This is a genomic window from Neptuniibacter caesariensis, assembly GCF_000153345.1.
Taxonomy (GTDB): Bacteria; Pseudomonadota; Gammaproteobacteria; order Pseudomonadales; family Balneatricaceae; genus Neptuniibacter; species Neptuniibacter caesariensis.
Genome location: NZ_CH724126.1, coordinates 187,996 through 210,013 on the forward strand (window position 1 = coordinate 187,996; position 22,018 = coordinate 210,013).

Annotated in this window: 21 protein-coding genes; 8 read left to right on the plus strand and 13 right to left on the minus strand. The window is 47.8% G+C overall.

The annotated features are described in order from the left end of the window. The first annotated feature begins 79 nt into the window (after nucleotides 1–79). Nucleotides 80–775, plus strand: a complete 696-nt coding sequence (gene phoB / locus MED92_RS10605; protein ID WP_007021538.1) for a phosphate regulon transcriptional regulator PhoB — start codon at nucleotides 80–82, stop codon at nucleotides 773–775. A 19-nt stretch (nucleotides 776–794) separates the two neighbouring features. Next, entirely contained in the window at nucleotides 795–2,201 is a 1,407-nt protein-coding gene (gene phoR / locus MED92_RS10610; RefSeq protein ID WP_007021539.1) for a phosphate regulon sensor histidine kinase PhoR, read from the plus strand. Nucleotides 2,202–2,205: 4 nt separating this feature from the next. Here the strand turns inward: phoR and cysZ are convergent, their stop codons facing one another. Both cysZ and MED92_RS10620 read right to left on the minus strand, forming a co-directional pair. After that, nucleotides 2,206–2,979: a sulfate transporter CysZ gene (cysZ, locus tag MED92_RS10615; protein WP_007021540.1), complete on the minus strand. Its 774-nt coding sequence runs from the start codon at nucleotides 2,977–2,979 to the stop codon at nucleotides 2,206–2,208. Between the two features lie 12 nt (nucleotides 2,980–2,991). Further along, the gene (locus tag MED92_RS10620; protein WP_007021541.1) at nucleotides 2,992–3,216 is read right to left on the minus strand and encodes a hypothetical protein; all 225 of its coding nucleotides are present in this window, start codon (nucleotides 3,214–3,216) and stop codon (nucleotides 2,992–2,994) included. Between the two features lie 201 nt (nucleotides 3,217–3,417). Here MED92_RS10620 and MED92_RS10625 point away from each other — a divergent pair, with 201 nt between their 5' ends. After that, complete coding sequence (locus MED92_RS10625) at nucleotides 3,418–4,356, plus strand: NADP-dependent oxidoreductase (RefSeq protein WP_007021542.1); 939 nt, start codon at nucleotides 3,418–3,420, stop codon at nucleotides 4,354–4,356. 24 nt (nucleotides 4,357–4,380) lie between these two features. On the opposite strand, the gene MED92_RS10630 is transcribed toward MED92_RS10625, so the two are convergent. From MED92_RS10630 to MED92_RS10675, 10 genes are all read right to left on the minus strand, one after another. Further along, on the minus strand, nucleotides 4,381–5,157 hold the full coding sequence (locus MED92_RS10630) for a type IV pili methyl-accepting chemotaxis transducer N-terminal domain-containing protein (protein ID WP_007021543.1): 777 nt from the start codon (nucleotides 5,155–5,157) through the stop codon (nucleotides 4,381–4,383). A gap of 19 nt (nucleotides 5,158–5,176) precedes the next feature. Further along, complete coding sequence (locus MED92_RS10635) at nucleotides 5,177–9,064, minus strand: hybrid sensor histidine kinase/response regulator (RefSeq protein ID WP_007021544.1); 3,888 nt, start codon at nucleotides 9,062–9,064, stop codon at nucleotides 5,177–5,179. 20 nt (nucleotides 9,065–9,084) lie between these two features. After that, nucleotides 9,085–11,202, minus strand: coding sequence for a methyl-accepting chemotaxis protein (locus MED92_RS10640; RefSeq protein ID WP_007021545.1), 2,118 nt, complete (start codon nucleotides 11,200–11,202; stop codon nucleotides 9,085–9,087). A gap of 20 nt (nucleotides 11,203–11,222) precedes the next feature. Then, nucleotides 11,223–11,699: a chemotaxis protein CheW gene (locus MED92_RS10645; protein ID WP_007021546.1), complete on the minus strand. Its 477-nt coding sequence runs from the start codon at nucleotides 11,697–11,699 to the stop codon at nucleotides 11,223–11,225. 15 nt (nucleotides 11,700–11,714) lie between these two features. After that, nucleotides 11,715–12,074: a response regulator gene (locus MED92_RS10650; protein WP_007021547.1), complete on the minus strand. Its 360-nt coding sequence runs from the start codon at nucleotides 12,072–12,074 to the stop codon at nucleotides 11,715–11,717. Between the two features lie 17 nt (nucleotides 12,075–12,091). Then, nucleotides 12,092–12,895, minus strand: a complete 804-nt coding sequence (locus MED92_RS10655; protein ID WP_007021548.1) for a response regulator — start codon at nucleotides 12,893–12,895, stop codon at nucleotides 12,092–12,094. Nucleotides 12,896–13,291: 396 nt separating this feature from the next. Continuing rightward, nucleotides 13,292–13,717, minus strand: a complete 426-nt coding sequence (locus MED92_RS10660) for a hypothetical protein (RefSeq protein WP_007021549.1) — start codon at nucleotides 13,715–13,717, stop codon at nucleotides 13,292–13,294. Nucleotides 13,718–13,726: 9 nt separating this feature from the next. After that, nucleotides 13,727–13,987: a hypothetical protein gene (locus MED92_RS10665; RefSeq protein WP_007021550.1), complete on the minus strand. Its 261-nt coding sequence runs from the start codon at nucleotides 13,985–13,987 to the stop codon at nucleotides 13,727–13,729. Between the two features lie 3 nt (nucleotides 13,988–13,990). Then, nucleotides 13,991–14,587: a YjaG family protein gene (locus tag MED92_RS10670; protein WP_007021551.1), complete on the minus strand. Its 597-nt coding sequence runs from the start codon at nucleotides 14,585–14,587 to the stop codon at nucleotides 13,991–13,993. Between the two features lie 64 nt (nucleotides 14,588–14,651). Continuing rightward, complete coding sequence (locus MED92_RS10675; protein WP_007021552.1) at nucleotides 14,652–15,740, minus strand: TRAP transporter substrate-binding protein; 1,089 nt, start codon at nucleotides 15,738–15,740, stop codon at nucleotides 14,652–14,654. Nucleotides 15,741–15,920: 180 nt separating this feature from the next. Here MED92_RS10675 and MED92_RS10680 point away from each other — a divergent pair, with 180 nt between their 5' ends. The 4 genes from MED92_RS10680 (at nucleotide 15,921) to MED92_RS10695 (ending at nucleotide 19,054) form a co-directional block, all read left to right on the plus strand. After that, nucleotides 15,921–16,772 carry an SIS domain-containing protein gene (locus MED92_RS10680; protein WP_007021553.1) on the plus strand — a complete coding sequence of 284 codons (852 nt, stop codon included), beginning with the start codon at nucleotides 15,921–15,923 and terminating at the stop codon, nucleotides 16,770–16,772. 32 nt (nucleotides 16,773–16,804) lie between these two features. Next, nucleotides 16,805–17,638 (plus strand): 2OG-Fe(II) oxygenase, encoded by an 834-nt coding sequence (locus tag MED92_RS10685; RefSeq protein ID WP_007021554.1) that lies wholly within the window; start codon nucleotides 16,805–16,807, stop codon nucleotides 17,636–17,638. Nucleotides 17,639–17,641: 3 nt separating this feature from the next. Beyond that, nucleotides 17,642–18,472 (plus strand): class I SAM-dependent methyltransferase, encoded by an 831-nt coding sequence (locus MED92_RS10690; protein WP_007021555.1) that lies wholly within the window; start codon nucleotides 17,642–17,644, stop codon nucleotides 18,470–18,472. Nucleotides 18,473–18,856: 384 nt separating this feature from the next. Continuing rightward, nucleotides 18,857–19,054: a PA3496 family putative envelope integrity protein gene (locus MED92_RS10695; protein WP_007021556.1), complete on the plus strand. Its 198-nt coding sequence runs from the start codon at nucleotides 18,857–18,859 to the stop codon at nucleotides 19,052–19,054. A gap of 53 nt (nucleotides 19,055–19,107) precedes the next feature. On the opposite strand, the gene MED92_RS10700 is transcribed toward MED92_RS10695, so the two are convergent. After that, complete coding sequence (locus tag MED92_RS10700; protein WP_007021557.1) at nucleotides 19,108–20,598, minus strand: FMN-binding glutamate synthase family protein; 1,491 nt, start codon at nucleotides 20,596–20,598, stop codon at nucleotides 19,108–19,110. Nucleotides 20,599–21,078: 480 nt separating this feature from the next. Between MED92_RS10700 and folE2 the strand changes: the two genes are divergently transcribed. Then, a complete protein-coding gene (folE2, locus tag MED92_RS10705; RefSeq protein WP_007021558.1) occupies nucleotides 21,079–22,014 on the plus strand; it encodes a GTP cyclohydrolase FolE2 in 936 nt (311 codons plus the stop codon). Nucleotides 22,015–22,018: the final 4 nt, after the last annotated feature.

Here is a 22,018-nt window from a genome sequence, read left to right on the forward strand (position 1 = left end):
CTGCATGTCATATTTGTGTAACACAATTGTCTTCTAATATCCGCGTCAATAAACTGAGCTAACAAAGGACAACATTGTAATGTCTGCTTCCAAAAGCGTATTGATCGTTGATGATGAAGCGCCAATACGCGAGATGATCGCCGTAGCGCTCGAAATGGCTGGATACCAGTGCTTAGAAGCTGAAAATGCGAACCAAGCGCATGGTCTGATCGTTGATGATAAACCAGACATGGTTTTATTAGACTGGATGATGCCCGGTGCCAGCGGCATCGAATTTGCTCGCCGCCTGCGTAAGGACGAAACGACAGCCGATATCCCCATCATCATGCTAACCGCTAAAGGTGATGAAGATAACAAGATTAAAGGGCTGGAAGCCGGTGTAGATGATTACATTACTAAACCTTTCTCCCCTCGTGAACTTGTTGCACGTCTAAAAGCGGTTCTTCGTCGTACAACACCAAAAGGTATTGAAGAGCCCGTAACGGTAGATGGTTTAACACTGGACCCTATCTCCCACCGAGTGACATCCGACCTGAATCCTATCGAACTGGGGCCGACCGAATTTCGCCTACTGCAGTTCTTTATGACCCATCAGGATCGCGCTTACTCAAGAAGTCAGTTACTCGACATGGTTTGGGGTGGTAACGTATACGTTGAAGAGCGCACAGTTGACGTTCATATCCGTCGTTTGCGAAAAGCACTTGGCGATCGTCATGATTATCTGGTACAAACGGTACGCGGAACGGGTTATCGCTTCTCATCCAATGTTGCCTGAATAATTTCAAGGACTTAGCATGCAAAAAAATCGCCACTCGATGTTTACCAGCCTCCTGCTGGTGAGTGGAAGCTCTTTTGTACTAGGTCTGGCTTTTGGTTATCCGAGCTGGTTTCTAGCACTGGCTCTGATCGCCTGGTCTCTGTACCAGATTCGCCAGTTCAATAAACTGACTGACTGGCTGCAATCCCGTGACGAATCTCAGGAACCACCTGAAGCCCCCGGGCACTGGGGCGAGCTGTTTGACGAGCTATCCCGCATACAACGACGCCAGAGCGGCCGTGAAAATCGCCTGCGAAATATTATCACCCGATTTCAGGAATCTACATCAGCACTACCTGATGCGATCCTGATTATCGACAAAAGTAATAATATGGAATGGTGGAACGGTTCTGCCAATCGCTTGCTTGGGCTAAGCAATAAAGATGACCGTGGAAAGCCGGTTATGAACCTGCTTCGTGATCCGCGTTTCATACGTTATTACAAACGCGCTCAATATACTGACCCTATCACGCTGCCATCACCTGCCCACACGGATATACAGATTCAATACCAGATTACCCGGTTTGGTGAAGGGGACCGCATATTGGTTGCCCGTGATGTTTCGCGCCTGATGCGCCTCGAGCAAACCCGCCAGGACTTCGTGGCTAACGCATCCCATGAACTGAGAACCCCATTGACTGTTATCCGCGGTTATCTGGAAACCTTCCTCGATCAGGAGTTACCTCGGCCTCTGCTACGTGGTCTGGGCTCTATGCAACAACAAGCACGGCGCATGGAAAACCTCGTATCGGACCTGTTGCTACTCTCCCGACTTGAAGCCAGCCATCAGATTTCCGATGAGCAACCCATCCAGTTACAAAGTGTCGTTAACCACATTATGGAAGGGGCTGAGCAATTAGGAAACGAAAAAGGCCATCGCTTTAAACTGGATATTGATCCGGATCATGACCTCTGCGGTCAGGAGATCGAGCTTCACAGTGCCTTCTCTAACCTGGTATATAACGCCGTTCGATATACCCCTTCCGAAGGCGACATCAGCGTTAAATGGTGGGTTGATGATCAGGGCGCGCATTTCTCTGTCAAAGATAACGGGCCCGGCATCGAGTCGATCCACCTGCCACGCCTGACCGAACGTTTCTACCGTGTCGATGAAAGCCGTTCTTCTGCCAGTGGTGGCACAGGACTGGGCCTGGCTATCGTTAAGCATGTCCTGGCTCGACATAACGGTCAGTTAACCATCAAAAGTAAGATAGGCAAAGGTAGTACTTTTGCGTGTCACTTCCCTCTTGAGATGGTGGTAAAAGCAGAAAGGCACGATGACGATGATGACTTCGATGGTAATGAGCTGAATTCTGCAGAAGGCAGATCATCAGAGATGCAAACGCAGCCAGCGGTAAATAACCGCACAGCTGCGCCAGAATAAAGGCTTACTCTTCCAGATATTTCTGGTCCAGATCCTTTTCAATGGTGGCATGGGCCTCAACCCAATAGATCGTCGCACCAACAACAGCCGCGGGCATAATGATCAAATTGACCAGTGGAATCATCATCCCTACCTGGATCAAACCACCAAAACCGATCGATGTGAGCCGATCACTCTTCAGCATCAGCTTCATATTCTTAAAGCTGACCTTATTGTTATCCATCGGATAGTCACAATACTGTATCGCCATCATCCAGGCGCCAAACAGCAACCATAGCAGCGGCGATATAAAATTGATCACCGGGATGAATGAGATCAGCAGTAGGATCAACAAACGCGGCAGATAGTACGCCAGCTTTGATAGCTCACGTCCGATTGCTCTGGGTATTAAGGCCAACACGGCTTGCCAACCTTCATCGGTGACTACATCCCCCCTCAGGCGCTTCTCAACCTTCTCAGAGAGGAAACCGTTAAAGGGGGCCGCAATGATGTTCGCAAAGATCGAAAAGCCGTAGTAGACGAACACAATGACCAACAGCGCCATAAGCGGCCACAACAGGTACTCTAAGAACTGCAACCACTCCCAGTCCGGAAGAAAGGTGCTGATCAGTAGCTGTACCCAGTCACCAAAATTACTAAATAGCATCCAAATTGCCGCAATAAACAAAACAATGTTTGTCAGTAGTGGAACAAGGACAAAGGGACGAATTTCCGGATCGGGTAGCATCTGCAAACCCCGCAGAAGGTATCCGGAACCACGAAGAGGATTTCCTTTCATAAAAACCTTTTATTACTGAATCAAAAAATTAGCGATACGGATCGCAACCGCTGCGATCATCATCGTTAAACCAACGCGATTTACGTTAAATTCACGTCGGTTCATATCCATTGTTGGCTTCCAGAACTCCACCAGCGACTTGTAATCTTTGGTCCGCCCGGCGTACATCGCCAGTGAAACCAAGAAAACCAGTAGACCACCCCAAAATAAAAACTGTTCTAATATTGCCAGATACATCACATTCGCCTTTACTTATTGCCAGTAGAAGTGAACCAGTCTTAAGCTTACTGGTCCTTATAAGTAACCCAATGGGCAAAGAAACAGTTAGCCTATCAAAAAACAAAGTAGTCGGCTGCACTGCCTTGGTTGAGCGGCATAGTATCTTACGTAATAACGCCGCAAAAATTTATCAAAACAGAGCAACTGCTGGAGTAGTAGATGAAAGCAATACAGATCAGCCAGTTTGGTTCCAACGACGTCTTAACATATACCGAGCTGGTTAAACCGCAACTGAATCCGGGTGAAGTTTTAGTGAAAAACCGTGCTGCGGGCGTCAACCCAATTGATTGGAAGACCTGTAGCGGTGGCGGAGCCGCGCCCTTTATTGGCGATCTGCCTTTCATACCAGGCTGGGAGTTTGCCGGTACCATTGAAGCGGTCGCTGATGATGTAGAAGAGTTTAAACAAGGGGATGAAGTTTTCGGATTCATTCGCTTCCCTGAACGTGCTGGTTGCTTTGCGGAATATATTGCCGCGCCAGCGGATCAGATCAGTCTGCGCCCTGACGGGCTGTCAGCAGAAGCAGCTGCGGGGCTTGGTCTGGCAGGTCTGACAGCCTGGCAGGCGCTGTTCGATAAAGGCAACCTTCAGGCTTCACAACAGGTGGTGATTCTTGCGGGAGCCGGCGGTGTAGGACATTTGGCCGTACAGCTAGCCAAATGGATGGGCGCCCGGGTTGTCGCCACGGCATCGACGGAAAATCATGAATTCCTAAAAGAGCTTGGGGCTGACCTAGTTGTCGATTACAAAAACGAATCGATCCTCGATCATGTAAATAACGTTGATCTGGTGATTGATGGTGTCGGAGGAGAGGTCGGTATTGATGCCCTGAACTGCGTTAAACCCGGTGGAACACTTGTAACACTCCCCTCAGTAACCAAGGATGAAGTGATTGCCGCGGGTAAGGCAATGAAAGTCAAAGTAGAACCTATTAGAGCCGAACCCAACTGCGATCAGCTAGACCGCCTGGCTGGCCTGTACGCTGATCGAAAACTGGTGCTGCAGATTGCCGATACAATCCCCCTTGAAGATATTGGAAAGGCATTCGATGCCAGCCGTACAGGCAAGGTAAAAGGCAAGCTGATCCTAACCTTATAAGCGGAAAAACTGTGATTCAGGGGCTTAAAAGCTAAGCCCCTGATACATATACATGGCCGTGAGCTTATCCATACTCACCGTGATTTTTTCAGCTGACCGTGTAAGCAAAGCTAACAGCGCTTTGTTACTGCTGGTCTCGCCATCGGATAAACCTTTAAAACGTTTAAAATCACGCTGAATTTTGTTCAGTTCAGATTTAATCTGCTCATTATTCAACTGACTGCCTTCCAGCTCCTGACGGTTCTGTTCAAAAAGTTGCAAAGAGCTGACAAAGGCCTCCTGATACTTATCTTCGAAGCCCCAGGTTTTTAGTGCATAGTGGCTACTGACCCTTTGTGAAAGCATGCGGATAAAACCCGCTGTACTGATCGCCTTTCCGTATTTGGTATCGGTATTTTCGACAATCTCCATGGTCACCGCACTCCATAACTGCAACAGAAGTTCGGTTTCCTGGCGTACACGCTCCGCATCAGTTCTACTGGGATTCTGAGCATAAAGAGGCTTCACAACTTGCCACTGTGCTGAAGCCCGACGTAAGGAGTCTCGCACTGCATCAGTCTTTGCGTAGCCTTGTATCTCTTCCTGAGCAGCTTCATAACTATCGATCGCTTTGTGTAACTCCTGCTCCGCCTTACGCGCACGAACAGAAAGCCCCATCAGGATATAGTTCTTCAGCATCTGCTGAGTCAGCATCCCCTGATTAGAGGTTACATTGATCGCTTGTTCTATGGATTTGATCTCAGCATAACAACTGCCACTAAACATGAGCAGTGCAAGTACTACCAGTTTTACTGCACGCATCCGTCTCTCCTTATTATTATTAGACGTAGGCTTCAGCTAAAAGATTATCTACCAGATCTAAGAGTTGGTTCTCGGTCCAAGGTTTTGTTAAATACGCCGCAACGCCTGCATTAACCGCTTCATTACGATGCTTCTCAGTTGAACGGGAGGTGATCATAATGACCGGAATATCTGCGGTTTCTTCACGGTTATTCAATACCGTCGCCAGTTCGATGCCCCCCATACGCGGCATCTCCATATCACTAAGGATCAGATCCGGCTGGCGTTTACGAATCTGATTAAGTGCATCCAGTCCATCGATGGCTGTCATCACTTCATAGCCCGTATCTTTCAACAGAATCTCAAGTGATTTACGGGCACTTAGCGAATCATCAACCACCAGTAAACGCGGTAATTCGAGTTCATCACTGTTGTCCAGCAACAGCGGCTGATCAGTCAGTGACGCACGTTTATGACGAATACGCCCCGGCAGATCGATAATCGGAGCCGCTTCACCATTGGCCAGAATGGTCAAACCTGGGATCCCCGGTAACTCAGGAACAAAGTCGCCCATCTGCTTAAAGGCCAGTTCACGATGTGCAATCACTTCACGGACCAGAACAGCAACCCGTTCGCCCTGCCCCATATTGACGATCAGAACCGGGTTCACAGCGCCCTCTTCGAGATAGTTGAAACCGCCCTGGTCCAACAGTCCTTCCAGTGCAAAGGCAGGATAATCTTCATTTTTGTATGTGAAGATCAGTTGCTCATCCTCGCGTCGGATGATTCCGTCCAAGGATAATAAACTCTGTTCAACCCCATGCCCGGCCAGAGCAAAGACCTGTTTGGCGCAACGTACCAGCAGCGTACGGATCATCAAAGAGCTGGATGGCATGGAGAGACTGAACGTCGTCCCCTGACCACTGACTGAAGCGATATCCAGCGTCCCCTGCAAGCGCAGAATCTGCTGGTAAACCACATCCATACCGATTCCACGTCCTGACAGCTGGCTTATCTCGCCTCGGGTTGAGAAACCCGGTATCAGGATCAGACGATGAGCCTCCTGCTCGGACATGGGTTGATCAGGGTCTACCAACGCTTTCTCGTTGGCAACGGCCAATACTTTCTGGGTATTGATACCATCACCATCATCAGCGCATTTCACGCTGATCTGATCATCTACCAGAGCGAAGCTTAATGTGATTGTTCCCTGTTCATCCTTGCCGCGTTGTTTACGAAGCTGAGGCGACTCAAGTCCATGATCAACCGCGTTACGGATAATATGCAGTAGAGGGTCCGCCAGCTGGTTGAGTATATGACTATCAACCAGGGTTTCCTCACCTTCTACGACCAGTTGCGCCATTTTCCCTGTCGCACGGCACGCCTGACGAAGGATTCGTTGCAGGCGGGAAGTAATCGTCCGTACCTCGACTAATCGGGTACTTAACACGTTTTCAAGGGTTTCTTTTTGTAAGCCGGATTGGGCGATGTGAAGTGAGCTCAGGTTATGAATGTGACCATCCATCTCCTGAGTCACTTCGCGTACATCCGCTACAGCTTCCTGCACACGAGAAATAATCGTATGCATTTCGTTGTAGCGATCCATTTCCAGCGGATCAAACTCCTCAGAGGATTCATCCAACTGAGGCTGCAGATTCATCTGTTCACTAAACTGTTGTTCCAGCTCGAACAAAATTCGCTGCAAATTACGGTGACGATCTCGGTTAACACGAGTAAAACCACGAAGCTGAGTGATCTCTTCATCTAGCTGGGTATTCAGGGTGCTCGATTCACCTGCCAGACGGAACAGGTTATCCAAGATATTCCTTGGCACACGGAATACCGGCGTATCACTTCGGGAACCTTCTTGGGGATTATCCTGAACCTCTTCCGGTTCTGCACTCTCAGCTGGGGCACTATCCTGACTGGACGCTGCTTGAGGCTTCTGACGAGTCGGTTCTGCCTGCAACGCTTCAAGCCCTTCGGTCTTGAGACGGAAGTCCCAGTCCATAATCGATTGCAGTACACCCTGCGCATTCTCAGGTGCATTGCCACCCTCAGTAACGGTATCCGACATTGCAGCAATACAGTCACAGGCTTCGAGCATATCTTCTTTCAAACCCAGGCCCGGCATCTGCCCGGCTTCGGTCAGGAAATCCATCACATCTTCAAGACGATGGGCCAGATTTGCCAATCCGCGGATGCCTGCCATATTGGCAAGCCCTTTAAGGGTATGCACCGCTCGTTGCGCCCCTGCTAACGCCTCTTTGTCATCCTGATCGAGAACCTGCTGCATATTGCCCAGCAGCTCGTCAGAAAGGGTTGGCAGCTCATTGTGCAACATATCCAGCAGCTGAGGGTCGATCTCGTCGGACTCACTCAACAGAATATCTTCAGGCTCTGCATATTCCTGAACGATGTCGTCACTGGTCTGGATAGAGGCCTGGGCAAGCAAGCCCATGATAAATGATGCTTCTTCGGTCGCCGGGCGGCAAAGCAAAGGAGCATCAACAAATTGGTCTAACAGTGTCTGTTGAGAGTCAAAGCTGCCAATATCAGCAAAGTATTCAATAAACGCAGACAGGCATGATTCAATAGCCTGGGTTCGCTCAATTGTTAACGCACCCTCACCCGCTTTGAGAAGCTCAAGGTTGAACAGCAACCCTTCAACAAGGACTTTGGCACCGATCAGGTTAACCGTCTCTAACGCACGTAATACCGTGGATAGTGACTCTTCTGATTCACTGATCAAGCCCTTATCAGGGTTTTCGGTTTGCCATTGCTGTACCAGTTGCGAGAGGGAATGGGAAAGCATTTCCATCACCGCAGGATCAATCTGCGGTCCTTGCTCTTCCAGTAAACTGAAGTCAATCGTGCAAAAACTTACCGGTTCTTCGGTTGGCTCAGCGGCAACGTCTAAGTCTTTCACATCTTGAGAGCTGGCCTGTTCCATAGGTCCTAGGAGATGAAGTTCAGCCAGATCATCTTCTGTCGCTTCAAATGCTTGCAGATCGACTGCATTTTCACTCTCAGGCGCTTGCTCGGAATGGGCAGATAAACGATGCAGGTCATCCAGCAAAAGCGCTTTCAGGAAATCGGTATCCTCCTGAGCAACAGGTTCATCCCAGGTTGCGTTTTGTAACAACTCGAAAACAGGATCGATCGCACTCTCTGTCAGCTCCGACAGTAAGTTAAGCAATGCATCATTCAGTTGCTTAGCAATGCCCGTGTCCGCCATTTCTGGTAGCTGTACAAGCAATTCACCGTAGAGCGCCAGCAGATCAGCTATACCCGCCCAATCATTTTCAGAACATTGATCGATCAGTTCATAAAACTGATCGGATAGCGCTTCGTGAAACACGGGTAGGTTGTTTGATAGTTCACTCAGAAGAGTGAAGATACCTGACAACGGTTGTTGCAGGTGGGCAGGCGCCTCAAGTAGCGTCTCTGAAGCATCAACTTCTTCGATCAAAGGCTTATCAATCAATTCAGGCTCTGATAGTTGCTCGCCAGAAGCGCTCGCGTCACTCTGAAAATCAGCTGCGCACAACTGGGCGCAATCGCTTTCCAGTAGCTCAATCAGGAAGCTAGCATCCTCTTCGGCGACAGGCTCTGGCCAACGAGTGTCCTGAAGCAAACTCACTAAAGCATCAGTTACCGTCTCTGGCGAATGGCTAAAAACAGACTCTAATTGACTGGCAACATCGCTAATCAATGGCTGATATTCTGAAATATCAGCCCCCTCCAGGGATTCCAGGAGTTCTGCGTACAAGGCCAGAAGGTCTGCTAAACCCGACAGATCTTGCTCACTGAACTGATCAACATACTGATGAATCTCAACGATCAGCTCAGTCAGAGGCAGCTCCATTTTTAGGCAAAGCTGCTGCTTAGCTATCAGCCACTCAATGGCCTGTTTAGGATCAAACATTGATCTCTATCCCATTGTAATCAAGAGTTTGCCAGCTTAAATACACTGACTGACTTCTGCAGTTCATCAGCCGCTTCCACCAGCTCATCCGACAGCTGCGCCTGCTGCTTCATCTCGGCGTTGGTTGCCTGCGTAGTCTCGTTGATGCTATTCGCACGGGTACGCAGATCTTCGGCCACCTTAGCCTGCTTAACCGAACTGTGGGCAATTCGAACTACGGAATCTACCAGCGTCTGTGTGGTCGCACGGGTTTCATCCATACGCTCACCCGCCTCTTCCGCCAGGCGCGTACCTTCGACTACGTCAGTGATTACATTGTTGATTACGTTAATCGTATCCGCTGTCTCAAGCTGAATATTATTAACCAGGGATTCAATCTCGGAGGTCGCCTCTCGGGAGTTTTCAGCAAGACGCTGTACCTCATCTACGACCACCATCAGGCCGCGGCCCGCTTCACCCGCAGAGGCGGCATGCATACTCGCATTCAAAGAAAGTACATGGGTACGTTCCGAGATGTTGTTGATCAGGTTTACGATACCACCGATCTCCTGGGAACGTTCGCCCAGGCGTTTGATACGTTTTTCCGCTTCATGGATGGTCTGACGAATCTTGTTGATACTGTCGATTGTCTGAGATACTGAGTCCATCGCCGTTTCAGAGGTTTTGATCGCTTTCTGGGATGCGTTGTTAGACAGTACCGCCAGCTTAGAGATCAGCTCCATGGCGCTGATTGCAGAATCCAGACCGGTCAGCGTTTCAACAATCTCCTCTTTCTCTCGTTCCGCATAACTCAGTACCGTTTCAGACTGTGACTTCACCTGAACAGAGGCGTTGTTTACACGGCTGGATACGCTGTTTACTTCCTGCAGTACCGATTCAATCGATTCCACCAACTGGTTGATCGAGTCAGATACCGCCCCAGTGACATCCTCGGCAACCGGAACACGGACGGTCAGGTCTCTTTGCGAGATCTGGAATACGTTCTGGATCAAAGTAATGATCGAGCTGTTAAGACGTTTGTTCTCTTCATCTTTAACCTGCAGCGCCTGCTCCTTCTCTTCCAGCAGGGTATCCAATACGCTGGAAAGCTGGCCGATCTCATCTTTAGTATCCAGATCGCTTCGCGCATCTACCTCACCTTCACGGACTCGGTTAACCGTATTCTGGATAATACCCAGAGGGTTCAGTACGCCAAACTTCACAATAGAAAGCGAAACAGCCAGGGCTACAATCATTAATCCCATCGCTATCAGGAAGTACTTCGCCATCTCGGTGGTACCGGAAGCCTGCAACTGTTCGTTTTCCAGCTTATAGTTCGCCGCCAGCGCGTTGACTTCATCGATCTTAGGACCCAGTGCAGCGATGATATCCTGCAGTTGCGTAAATTTAGTATTGGTGCGCTCTACCGCATCAGACAGTGCCGCAAACAGTTCTTCCAGCTTAGTCAGGTTTTCCATAACCGCCGTGCGGTTTTGCGGGAATCGCTCAACTTTGAAGGGATCCAGATTTAAGGCATCTAACTGGTTTTTCATACGTGTTATCTGGGCACGTATACGCGACGCCTTTTCTTCACGGCCTTCACTAACGATGTACTCATCCAAAGCACCGTTCAAGGCTTTAAACTGCTCGGTTAGCCAATCACGTTCGATCCATACCAACAGGGATTCTGTTTCCCACATCAACAGACGAATCTCTTTTGAAAGACCTTCACCTGTATTCAGACCGATCTCCATACGTGCTTCAGAACCGTCATAAAAGGTGTCCTGATACTGGTCGATGATTCCGTGAAACTGCTCCACCAGCGCTTTGTCCTGGTCTGTACGCAGATAGTTTTTCAGGTTATTTACATCCTGATCAACCACTTCCATCACGTCGTTAAACATCGACAGTTGTGTCATATCTTTGTCGGTCTGGAAACTCTTTTCCTGGAATCGCGCTTCTGAGATATTCGCCTGAATATCACTGATTAGAAGAAGGAAATCATTTAACTGTTGTGAACGGGTTTGAGCTTTTTCCTGGAGAACAATGGTCTGATAGTAAGACGCACCCATGAAGACCAATCCGGCAAGAAGCAGTACCAGTGCTATTGCAAACTTGATCGGTATCCGTACATTCCTGAATTCCCAAAAGGATTGCATAGAACTTATTCTCCGTTAGATTAAAACTGATTCTTCAAGGCCAGGAATAATCGATGATGATCGATCTCCAGCCATTGTTGATTAGCAAATTCGTAAGCATCACCTGCAGCTTGTTCAATCACTTCCGGCAAACCGGACAGCGTTTCATTCAAACAGACTGGATCGGTGATACTTCGCGGCGGCTGACGAAGCAGCACGCCAACCGTATGCGGATGGTTATCGATCAGAAGCACCCATTCCTGATCCTGTTTTGGTTCATCAACCATCTGAAGATAATTATCCAGATCATAGACCGGGGCGGTTTCACCACGGTGATTGATAAAACCGGCAAACCACTCCGGTGTAGAAGGGATAGAACAGATCGAGGGGGCCTTTACCACCTCAGCACGAACACCTTCCATAATCAGCAACGCATAGCTGCTGATCATAAAGCCATGGCGAATCTTATGAATTTGTGGTTCTTGAGATTCAGAAGTGCTGTCGATTATAGGCTCCATCGATGTATCCCTAACTTATGTCAGCGCGTTAATTTGCGCGGTGAGATCGTCTTCGGTGAAGGGCTTTGCTACCATCGCCGATGCGCCTTGCAACTGCGCCCAGACCTTGTCGGCCTCTTCATTTTTACTGGACACAATCACCACTGGTATATGCTTGGTATCCTCGTTACTGGTGATCTGCCGGCAAGCCGAATAACCGTCCATTTCAGGCATGATAATATCCATAAAGATCAGGTCAGGGTTCTCGCTTTTAGCTTTTTCCAAACCTTGCTTACCGTCACTTGCCGCAACCACTTCGACACCACAAGAGGCCAGTACTGTACAGATATGTTTTTGTTGTACCGGATCATCTTCTACAACCAGTATTTTTTTCACCTAGATAACTCCACTCACTAAGCTTTTTGAAACTCTTCTACCCAATTAGAAACCCGGTTAATCACCTTCTGGAACTCTTCATGCACTATCGGCTTGGTCAGATAGGTGGAACAACCGGACATGATCCCCTTAACCTCATCCATGGGTGAGGTTTTAGAAGTCAGCATAATAATTGGGATTTTTTTCAGATCTGGGCGCTTACGCATCTCGGTACAGGTTTCAAAACCATCCATACCCGGCATAACCACGTCCAGAAAGATAAAATCAAATTGATGTTCAGCAACCTGTTCCATTGCTTCTTCACCTGAACCGGCAAACCGAACATTTACGGGTAGAGGAAGCTGTTGCAATTCAGCATTAAGGGCTTGCTGCATGACTTCGTTGTCATCGACAACCAGCACTTGAAATGCTTTCCTGTCAGACGAAGTAACAGGAGCCTCGATAGCTTGCTGCTCATATTTACTGAAACGATTTTCCTGCTCTTCTGTTACAGCAGGATCACAGGACATCTCTTCGTTTTCGTTGGTCATTTTATCCAACGCACGAAGAACACGAGAAGAAACCAGAGGGTAGCCCAGATGGGCATAACTTTTATCGTCAGGCTTACCACGCCCTACCAGAATGATGCGGGAATGGTATTGCTGCGGCAGATTTTGCAGCGCTGAATGGGCACTCAGATCAAAACCAAAAACCAATAAAAGATCGGGCAGTTGATCAAAATCGATATCAACCAGCTCATACCGCGTCTGTTTAGACAAACGGAAGATCTTTTCCAGCTTTACGCGTTGATCCTCTGGAAAGCCAATTGAACCTATCTGCATGCATCCCCCAATAACTTAGCAATGGGTACTTCACCATGTATTAAAAACAGATCAGTCGACGCTTTGGCTTTCTGCGCAGGAAGGCATACAGCAGATAAAACTACATCGCGGCACAGGCGCACAGAGCTACCTATACAGCACAAACAACTTTTATCCATAAGCTTTCAAACCCAGAACACAATTATCCTATTTGCGTTCTGGGTATCCATCTCTACTCGATTTATTATTTTTTTTATTCATGCACCAGCATTGCGTCTTACTGTACAGCTTTTAATCTAAAATTAAAAACGCACCACTATAAAACGCTTGTATGAATCTTATGTTAGAGTTTTTTTAATTAAGATGGAAATAAAAAAACGGACCATATGGTCCGTCAAAAATAGTGTTTCAGTTATATTACTGTGAGCAGAGGAACTGCTGCTGTCGCATCAATAAACGGCAACCCTCACCACGTATATCCCGATCCCAGCAAGCATGGCGTGCCCAGCTTTTATCATCATCAGATGGTTTTTCACTATACGTAGGGACCCCTTCACAGAACCCTTCTGTCGGTGCAGCTTTCTCCCAACAGGCTTTAAGAAATTTGCCATGGGTGATTGTGCATGCAAAACCAGAACAGGTATTGAAGCTAGTCAGCGCTTCATCAAGACAAGCTTGTTGGTCTGCGCGCTCGCCGAAACTCAGTCCCCGCTCGCGGAATTCAACAGACTTGTCTTGCAACTCTTTATTCCAACCTGGCAACCAAAGATCTTGTGTAAGCCAAGCGATAAAAATTCCACCGACAATGACGAAAAGCGTCGCCCAGATAAATTTCTTAATCATGTTAAATCCTTAACGGGGCCGCCAGAGCAATCCCTTCATACACATAAACAGCCCAACAACCGACAACAGCATCGTTCCATTGATCAACATTGGGTGTCGTGCCATCAGAGGCTTAAAAGGGTGTTTCTGTTCCAGATCGCATTCCGCCAGATCGTAGTTATAAGACCCACCCAATTCCAGACAGGCATTGACTGCAGATTGATCCATATAAAAAACCACCATCAGTGCGATCGATGGCAGGATAAGAAGAACAAGGCCGATTCTGAGCATAGTTTATTCGCTGTCGCAGATACCCAGATTGCTGTAACCATCATTATGGGAAAGTTCACGAAGTTCACGCAAGGCTTCACCTCTTGGCAGGTCATCCTGAATGATCTCCAGAATGTCCGCCTGGAAATCATCTTCCTGCTGCATCAGTTCGTGAGTATTGATGAATCGAACCAGCTCCTCGTCCGATATCTGATCATCAGCGTTCAGTTCGATAAAGGTTGCTACGGACTCGCGTGACATATTCGCAACATTCAGAACTTCACCCGGATCAGCGGCAATAACAGTATTCAGCGTAGAGTAGAGAGAAACGACAGCATCCAGCGCCGGCGAAGCACCATACATTTCGAACTCATCCAGGTCCGGCATATTCGCTTCAACTTTATCCAGCTGAACCTCAAAATTCATCTTGGCACCGGTGTTATTCAGGTGATCCCAAACAGCATCCAGAATCTGGCGCATCTTCTCCGCATCACCAAATTCCAGCAACCGGGCAAACAGTGCAAAGTTCGGAAACATCCTCTCCGTAACAGCCGCGCAAAATGCCGTGAGCTGCCAGTCTTTAAGATCGTAAAACTCTTTATCAAAACGTGGATCGGACATGAATACCACCAGATCAGTTGGAAAGTGCCTATTGTAACGGTTTTAATGGCAATTGCATGAATTCTTAAACGAGATCTCGTGCCTGAAGGAACGCGAGCTCTGAAACATCATGCCAGGCATGAGCTTGTTGACGAAAACGGTCAAAAGATTCAAAGATCTTAATAGCTCTGGGGTCCTTTTGCAGGGTATTAGCAATGACCGTTTCAGCACTGTTTTTCAGTTCACGTAAAACGTCGTCAGGAAAACGCCTAAGCTCGACATTATGAACTTTGATCAGTTGTTGCAGAACCCGGTTATTTTTTGCGGTGAGTTCCGCCAGCATCTCCTGATTGGCTACTCGCATCGCGCTGTTAACAATCGCCTGAAGATCTTTCGGCAGTGCTTCCATAGCTTGCTTGTTAACCAGGCATTCAATGGTCGTACCCGGTTCATGCCAACCGGGGTAATAGTAATACTTAGCAACTTTATGCAAACCTAAAGCAACATCGTTATAGGGGGCTGCCCACTCAGCCGCATCGATCGCCCCAGTTTCAAGTGCATTAAAAATCTCATCACCAGGTAAAAGCACTGGTTCAACACCATGCTGTTTCAACACCTGACCACCGAGGCCTGGAATTCGCATTTTCAGGCCCTGAAAATCCGCCAGACTGTTAATCTCTCGGTTAAACCATCCCCCCATCTGCACCCCGGTATTTCCGCAAGCCCAGGGGATGACACCGTATTCGGCATAGAGCTCATGCCAAAGCTCCAGACCCTCTCCCTGATAAAGCCAGGCATTCATCTCCTGTGCGGTCAGCCCGAACGGTACCGCAGCGAAAAACTGTGCAGCGGGTATTTTTTCCTGCCAATAGAATGCAGCACCATGCCCCATTTCAGCTTTGCCATCAGCAACCGCATCAAACACATCAAGGGGTTCAACAAGCTCGTGGGCACCGTATATGGAGATTCGGATTCGGCCACCACTCATCTCATTAATCAGCTTGGCCAGAAAGTTTGCTCCCATGCCAAGACCAGGAAAGTTTTTCGGCCAGGTGGTGACCATCTTCCATTTGTATTCAGGCAACAGGCGCGCTTGTGCAGAACTTGATTGCACGGCCAGTCCAGCGGCTAAAGGAAGGGCTCCTGCTGTTTTGACAAATTGGCGGCGTTTCACGGGATGGACCTTAATTGTTATTTTTCAAGAAAATAGCATGCGTTCCCTAGGACCGCAATTTGACACAAAAGGTGATCTCCGAAGCATAAGATTGTTATACTTTGAACGAACAGTAGAAAAGAAAAATAGATTCTATTTATCTAACTGTTCCTTGTAGTTTGTATTTAAAGAGGTGAGACGGTGAATTCGTTCAATCTACTCAAGCAGATTGCGGAAGCACGTGAGAGCTTAAGAAAATCTGAGCAGAAAGTGGCTGACTATGTATTGGCGCATGCCAACGAAGTCATCCATATGCGTATTGTCGATCTGGCCTCCGAAGCTAATGTCAGTGAACCAACCGTTGTTCGCTTCTGCCGTGCATTGAACTACGATGGGTTTCAGGATTTCAAACTGACCCTGGCCCAAGGGCTCGCCAGTAACAACAACTTTGAGCAGTTTTCGCTGGATTCCAAAGATACTGTGACCGAATTCAAAGAAAAGATCTTTGATTCGATGATCGGTAATTTGCTGAATATAAAGGATCAACTCGATACCGTTACGGTTGAAAAAGCGATCGACGCATTAGCCAACGCTCGACGGGTTGAGTTTTATGGGTTTGGTGCATCGGCCCCGGTCTGTACTGATGCAGCGCATAAGTTCCACCGTTTGAAAGTTTCGTCGACCTCCTATTCCGATCCCCATATGCAGGCGATCTCAGCGGTCTCTCTGGATGACCGAGATGTGGTGGTAGCTATCTCGCAGACGGGTCGCACTAAAGACTTATTACACACCGTTCGTCTAGTGAAAGAGACGGGGACGACCGTCATCTCACTATGCCCAAGCAATACCCCCCTTGCCGATCTGGCAACAGTGCCAATTCATATCGATTTAGAAGAAGATAAAGACTTAAGTACCCTGATGTCTTCACGTGTACTGCATCTGGTCGTAATCGATGTGCTCGCTGTAGGGGTAGCAATGAAGTTAGGACCTGGGTTGATTGATCATCTCAAAACAATCAAGCGAAGCCTACGGTCATTAAGGCAGAATGGCTAAACACTCCTGGGGAAAACATTGAGGCGTAGACAATGTCCCAAGTCTTAGAACTAAATGGTTTCTTTCGGTTATTAGATATCGGGATAGATGAGTTAGATCTGCATTCTCAGAGCTTCTCAGCGATGCGCCGGGGAGAGTTTCAAGGAATTTTAGTCCGTAACGTCTACCCGTCTGAAGCCCTGCCCCCCATTATCAAGAAGTTAGAGCAACACAATCCACCCTTTTTAAAAACCTGGTTTCCCGAAGCATTTAATTCTTGGTTTTACGGGCAGAATTTAAACCTGGCCGATCCAGAGTTAGGCGAATATTTTGAACAAGCAGCGTTATTCCATCAACATTTAGAACAGCTGTTTCCTCAATCCGCTCTTAAACATATTACCGACGTGCTTTCTGCTTTAGACAACGGCCGCCCATTTTGCCCGGCACCCGGCCCTCTGCCTGACCAGGAATACATGTTTGCTACAATCAGAGCGCATGAACAGGGTGGATTTATTCCCCCTCACTGTGAAAATGAATACCCTCGACGCCGCACCTACCATCATTTACGCGGTATCGCTGATGCCCATGTTTATTCCTATGTGCTGGCGCTGTCGCTGCCTGAATCCGGGGGCGCCCTGGAAATTTTTGAACACAAAATGGCCATTGCTAATACAGCTGAAACCAGCACAGAACAAAGCGAAACGGAAATTGATATTGACCAGTTAAAATCCGTCAAAATACGCATACCACCTGGGTCATTAATGCTGTTTGATTCCGGAGCCTATCTACATCAGCTTCAGCCTATCGTCAGCCCACAACGGCGCTGGACTATCAGCAGCTTTATGGCAATGTCCAAAACTGAAGACAAAATGTACTGCTGGGGCTAGTTTATGAACGATCACAGATATCCAGTACCCAGCTATTTCGATTTCCTTATCCAGGATTTCCATGAAGGTATGGGCAATCGCATGGTGCATTTAGGGCATTGGGATCAACCCACAGCAACACAGCAAGTAAACGGAGCTTCTTTCGCTGCGGCTCAGAAAGCGCTCGAACAAGAACTCATCCGAATGGGACAGTTAGAAGATGGCTTGTCCGTACTTGATGTGGGCTGTGGCTTTGGTAGCACCCTGCAAACGATTGATAGCCAATTTGCCCATATGCAACTATTGGGGCTGAATATCGATCCGAGGCAAATCGCTATTTGTGAGCAGATCAAAGCCACCGGCCATAACACCCTGAGTTGGCAGCAAGGGGACGCCTGTAGCATGCCTTTTCCTGATCAATGCTTCGACCGTATTTTCTGCATTGAAGCGATGTTTCATTTCCCCTCCCGACAGAAATTTTTCAACGAAGTCGCACGTTTATTGAAACCTAATGGTTTACTCATCGCTTCAGATATCGCCTGTACTAAAACCGTTGATCATCAATCTATACCCGGGTTTGCCATTGAAGCGGCTTTATTTGATGGATATGGTCCATGGCCTGACCTGTGGGGAGACGAAGGCAGTCACTCGGTTATGGCAAGCAAATCCGGTTTGAAGCTTGAGGCTTTCAGAGATGTCTCCAAAGAGACTATGCCCAGCCACCAACTGACGGTTTCAAGCCGTGCTGATGGGCGAAAAGACCCAGGAAGCTCAGCCCAGCGTGCTGCGATGATGCTGAAATGGCTTCAACAACAAGACATACTGCAATACTGCTACTTCACACTGCGAAAATAAAAGTGCGGCTATGCTGCATTAACAGCAATTGCCGCTCCGTTTAACCCTGTTTTTATGTTCAGGGTATACCCATTACGGTGAAATATTTCCGACATATTTCATTCATCATGCTGCAATAGCGTCCCTTTATGATCTGCCCCAACACTAGGCCCGCAACAGCATTTATGAGCGCAATGCACAAAAATCGACAGCCGATAGCCCCGCTAAAAATGTTTGAAATTTGCGCATAGCTATTATAAAACTGGACATAGGCCGTATTTAAAAAAGAGCACTTAAGCGAGACACAACGTCTTAAGAAACCTCACCAGAGCCCCTCATCGAGGTGCGAATATACGCCACGCTCGATGGGCCTTCTGACCGTTAGGATAAGATCAGGAGTTGACTATGTTGCGAAAGACTGAAGAACTCAATGAAGCCCAGATCGAAGTTTTTGATCTGATGGTTGGTTTCGAAGAAGAAGAAAAAATCTCCCGTAAAAAACTGGCTTCACGCCGCGCGCTCAAAGCCCGAAGGGCAATAGAACAGCGCGAAGAAGATAAACAGCTCGCCGCCAGTATCGACGAGTGCTGGTTTGACGATTAACGAATAAAAGAAAAAGCCAGTCATTGTGACTGGCTTTTTTCGTTACAGAACGATTAATACTCTGGATAAAGAATATTCAGCGGGATCGATCGACTGCCCTCAACCACAATAGCGCAATGTTTACGCTTGAGCTTACGCGGTTCTGTGACGCCGCATGAGTGGGCGATCATCTCAACTTCGTGCACTAGATGGTTGTGGTAGTTAGCAACACGATCCGCTTTAACCTCAGGTACCAAGCCGCGTTGCAGATCTGGATCGTGCGTAGTTATTCCGGTTGGGCAAGTATTCTTATTACACTGCAATGCCTGAATACAACCCAAGGCGAACATAAAGCCACGCCCGGTTACCGCAAAGTCCGCCCCCATACACAAAGCAGCTCCGACATCCGTTGGATTAATCAACTTACCTGAAGCAATAACCCGAACCCTGTCACGCAGGTTATGCGCCATCAGTTTATTAACCAGAATCGGCAAGCTTTCACGTAATGGCAGACCAACACTGTCCATTAATGGCATAGGTGCGGCGCCCGTACCCCCATCGGCACTATCCAGGGTAATAAAGTCAGGGGCACTTTCTACCCCACGCTTATTAACGGCTTCACAAAAATCATCCAGCCATTCCGAATCCCCCATCACCAATTTAAAGCCGCATGGCTTTCCAGTGACGCGACGTACCCGCTCAATCATATCCAGCAGATCATCAACAGAAGCTATATCCGGGTGACGGTTTGGACTCAGGGAATCCTCTCCAACAGGAATACCTCGTACAGCGGCGATTTCAGGTGTCACTTTCTCGGCAGGAAGAATCCCCCCTTTACCTGGCTTAGCACCCTGGCTGAGTTTAATCTCAAACATTTTGACCTGGGGCAGATCACCTTTCTCTTTTAGTTTTTCATCGGTGAAATTGCCATTCTCATCGCGCAAGCCATACTTCGCAGTACCAATCTGGTAAACAATGTCGCAGCCCGCTTCAAGGTGGAAAGGTGAGACTCCCCCTTCGCCGGTGTTCATCCAGCAACCCGCTTTCTTTGCCCCTTGAGCAAGCGCCTGTATGGCAGGTTTAGACATAGCTCCGTAGCTCATGCCAGAGATATTGAAGAACGATGGCGCATCGTAAGGGTGCTGGCAGTATGGCCCGATTCTTAATGCCTGAGTTTTAACCGCATCCTCTTTTAATGTCGGAAACGGACAGTTAAGGAAATAATAGGTACCCGGAATTCGGAGATCTCGGGATGAACCAAAGGCTATCGTGCTATCAACATTCTTTGCAGCACGATAAACCCAGGAGCGCTGTGCACGGTTAAACGGCATCTCCTCCCGATCCATCGCAAAGAAATATTGACGGAAGAATTCCCCTATATGTTCAAATAGATAACGAAACCGGCCAATGAGCGGGTAGTTACGACGGATAGTTTGTGCGGTCTGATGCTTATCTATCTGGTACAACACAATTGCCGCAAAGAGAGCAATAACGAAAACCACAAGGAAAGCTATACCAACAAATGCAATAAAGTTGATTGCAAAGCTAGTAACCTGATCGTTCATGCTATGGGCCTCCTTAGACATAGCACCGGCCTTTTTATAAGGCTTTTCTTTGTTTTTATGCTGTATTGAAGCGGCTGTAAACAGTTATTCTTAAATAATTCCTGATATATAAGTCACTTGTACTTTTCAAAGGTTCCAATACCCCTGTAAAAGATGGCGTTTTACTGGCATTTTTCTCCAATATGCCCCCTTTTTCAGCGAAAAAAGCTCAATTTTGTAAATTTTTTCGCCAGAGATTTGCCAAACACCTTGAGGTAGGAGTATGGTACGTCGCTCTCTATGATTCTTTAGGCTTTAGCACTAGTTAACGGTACTTTTGGTAAGGCATTTTCCGAATCATTTGTGATGTCGATCCATCTGAAGCCACGCTTGTTTTTCCTTAGTCTGGCCCTATTTATTAGACATATTCGGATCGACGCTGAGTGATTAAGCGCGTAGATACACAGATTTGTTGAAACCTTAAATTGGAAGACCAGATTCATGACCAATTTGCCTGATGTAACCAGTCACCAAAACCCGGAGATTCATGGCTCTCTGGACTGGGTGGGCATGAATGGGATCACTGTCCCATTGCAGTTTGAAGACAATAAGCTTGGCGTTAACAACATTGAAGCGCGAGTTAACACCTACGTTAACCTGGTAAATCCAAAGGTTAAGGGCATTCACATGTCCCGCCTTTACCTTGCACTGAGCAACTTCTTCGAAAACCAGACCCTGAATGTCCCAGCACTAACAGATTTCCTGTCTCACCTGCTGGATAGCCATCATGACATCTCAACTCAGGTTTTCCTGAACTTTGAATTTGATTTCCTGATTAAGCGTGACGCCCTGAAAAGCGATAACAGTGGTTGGAAAAGTTACTCCACAACCCTGCGTGCTACCCTGAAAGATGGTGAAGTATTACTGGAACTGGCTACTCGCGTTCCTTACTCATCCACTTGCCCTTGTTCAGCAGCGCTATCGCGCCAGCTTCTAGCTCAAGCGTTCACTGATGACTTTGCTAACAAAGGCAGCATCAACATTGAAGACGTCGAGAACTGGCTGAAATCTGAAAAAGGTTCTTTCGCTACGCCTCATAGCCAGCGCAGCCAGGCAACTGCTTGGGTTAAGCTGGATAAGAACATGGGAGCTTTCCCGCTGACCGATCTGATTGATCTGGTTGAAGATGCACTTAAAACGCCGGTACAGACCGCAGTTAAACGTGCAGACGAACAGGAATTTGCTCGCCTGAACGGCCATAACCTGATGTTCTGTGAAGACGCAGCTCGCCGCGTTAAGCACGCCCTGCAGTCTCAGGAGCACTACACTGACTTCTGGCTTAAAGTAGAGCATTTTGAAAGCCTGCATGCCCACGATGCGGTAGCACTGGCTTCCAAAGGTGTTGCGGGCGGATACAGCCCAGCGGATTACAGCTAAGCAA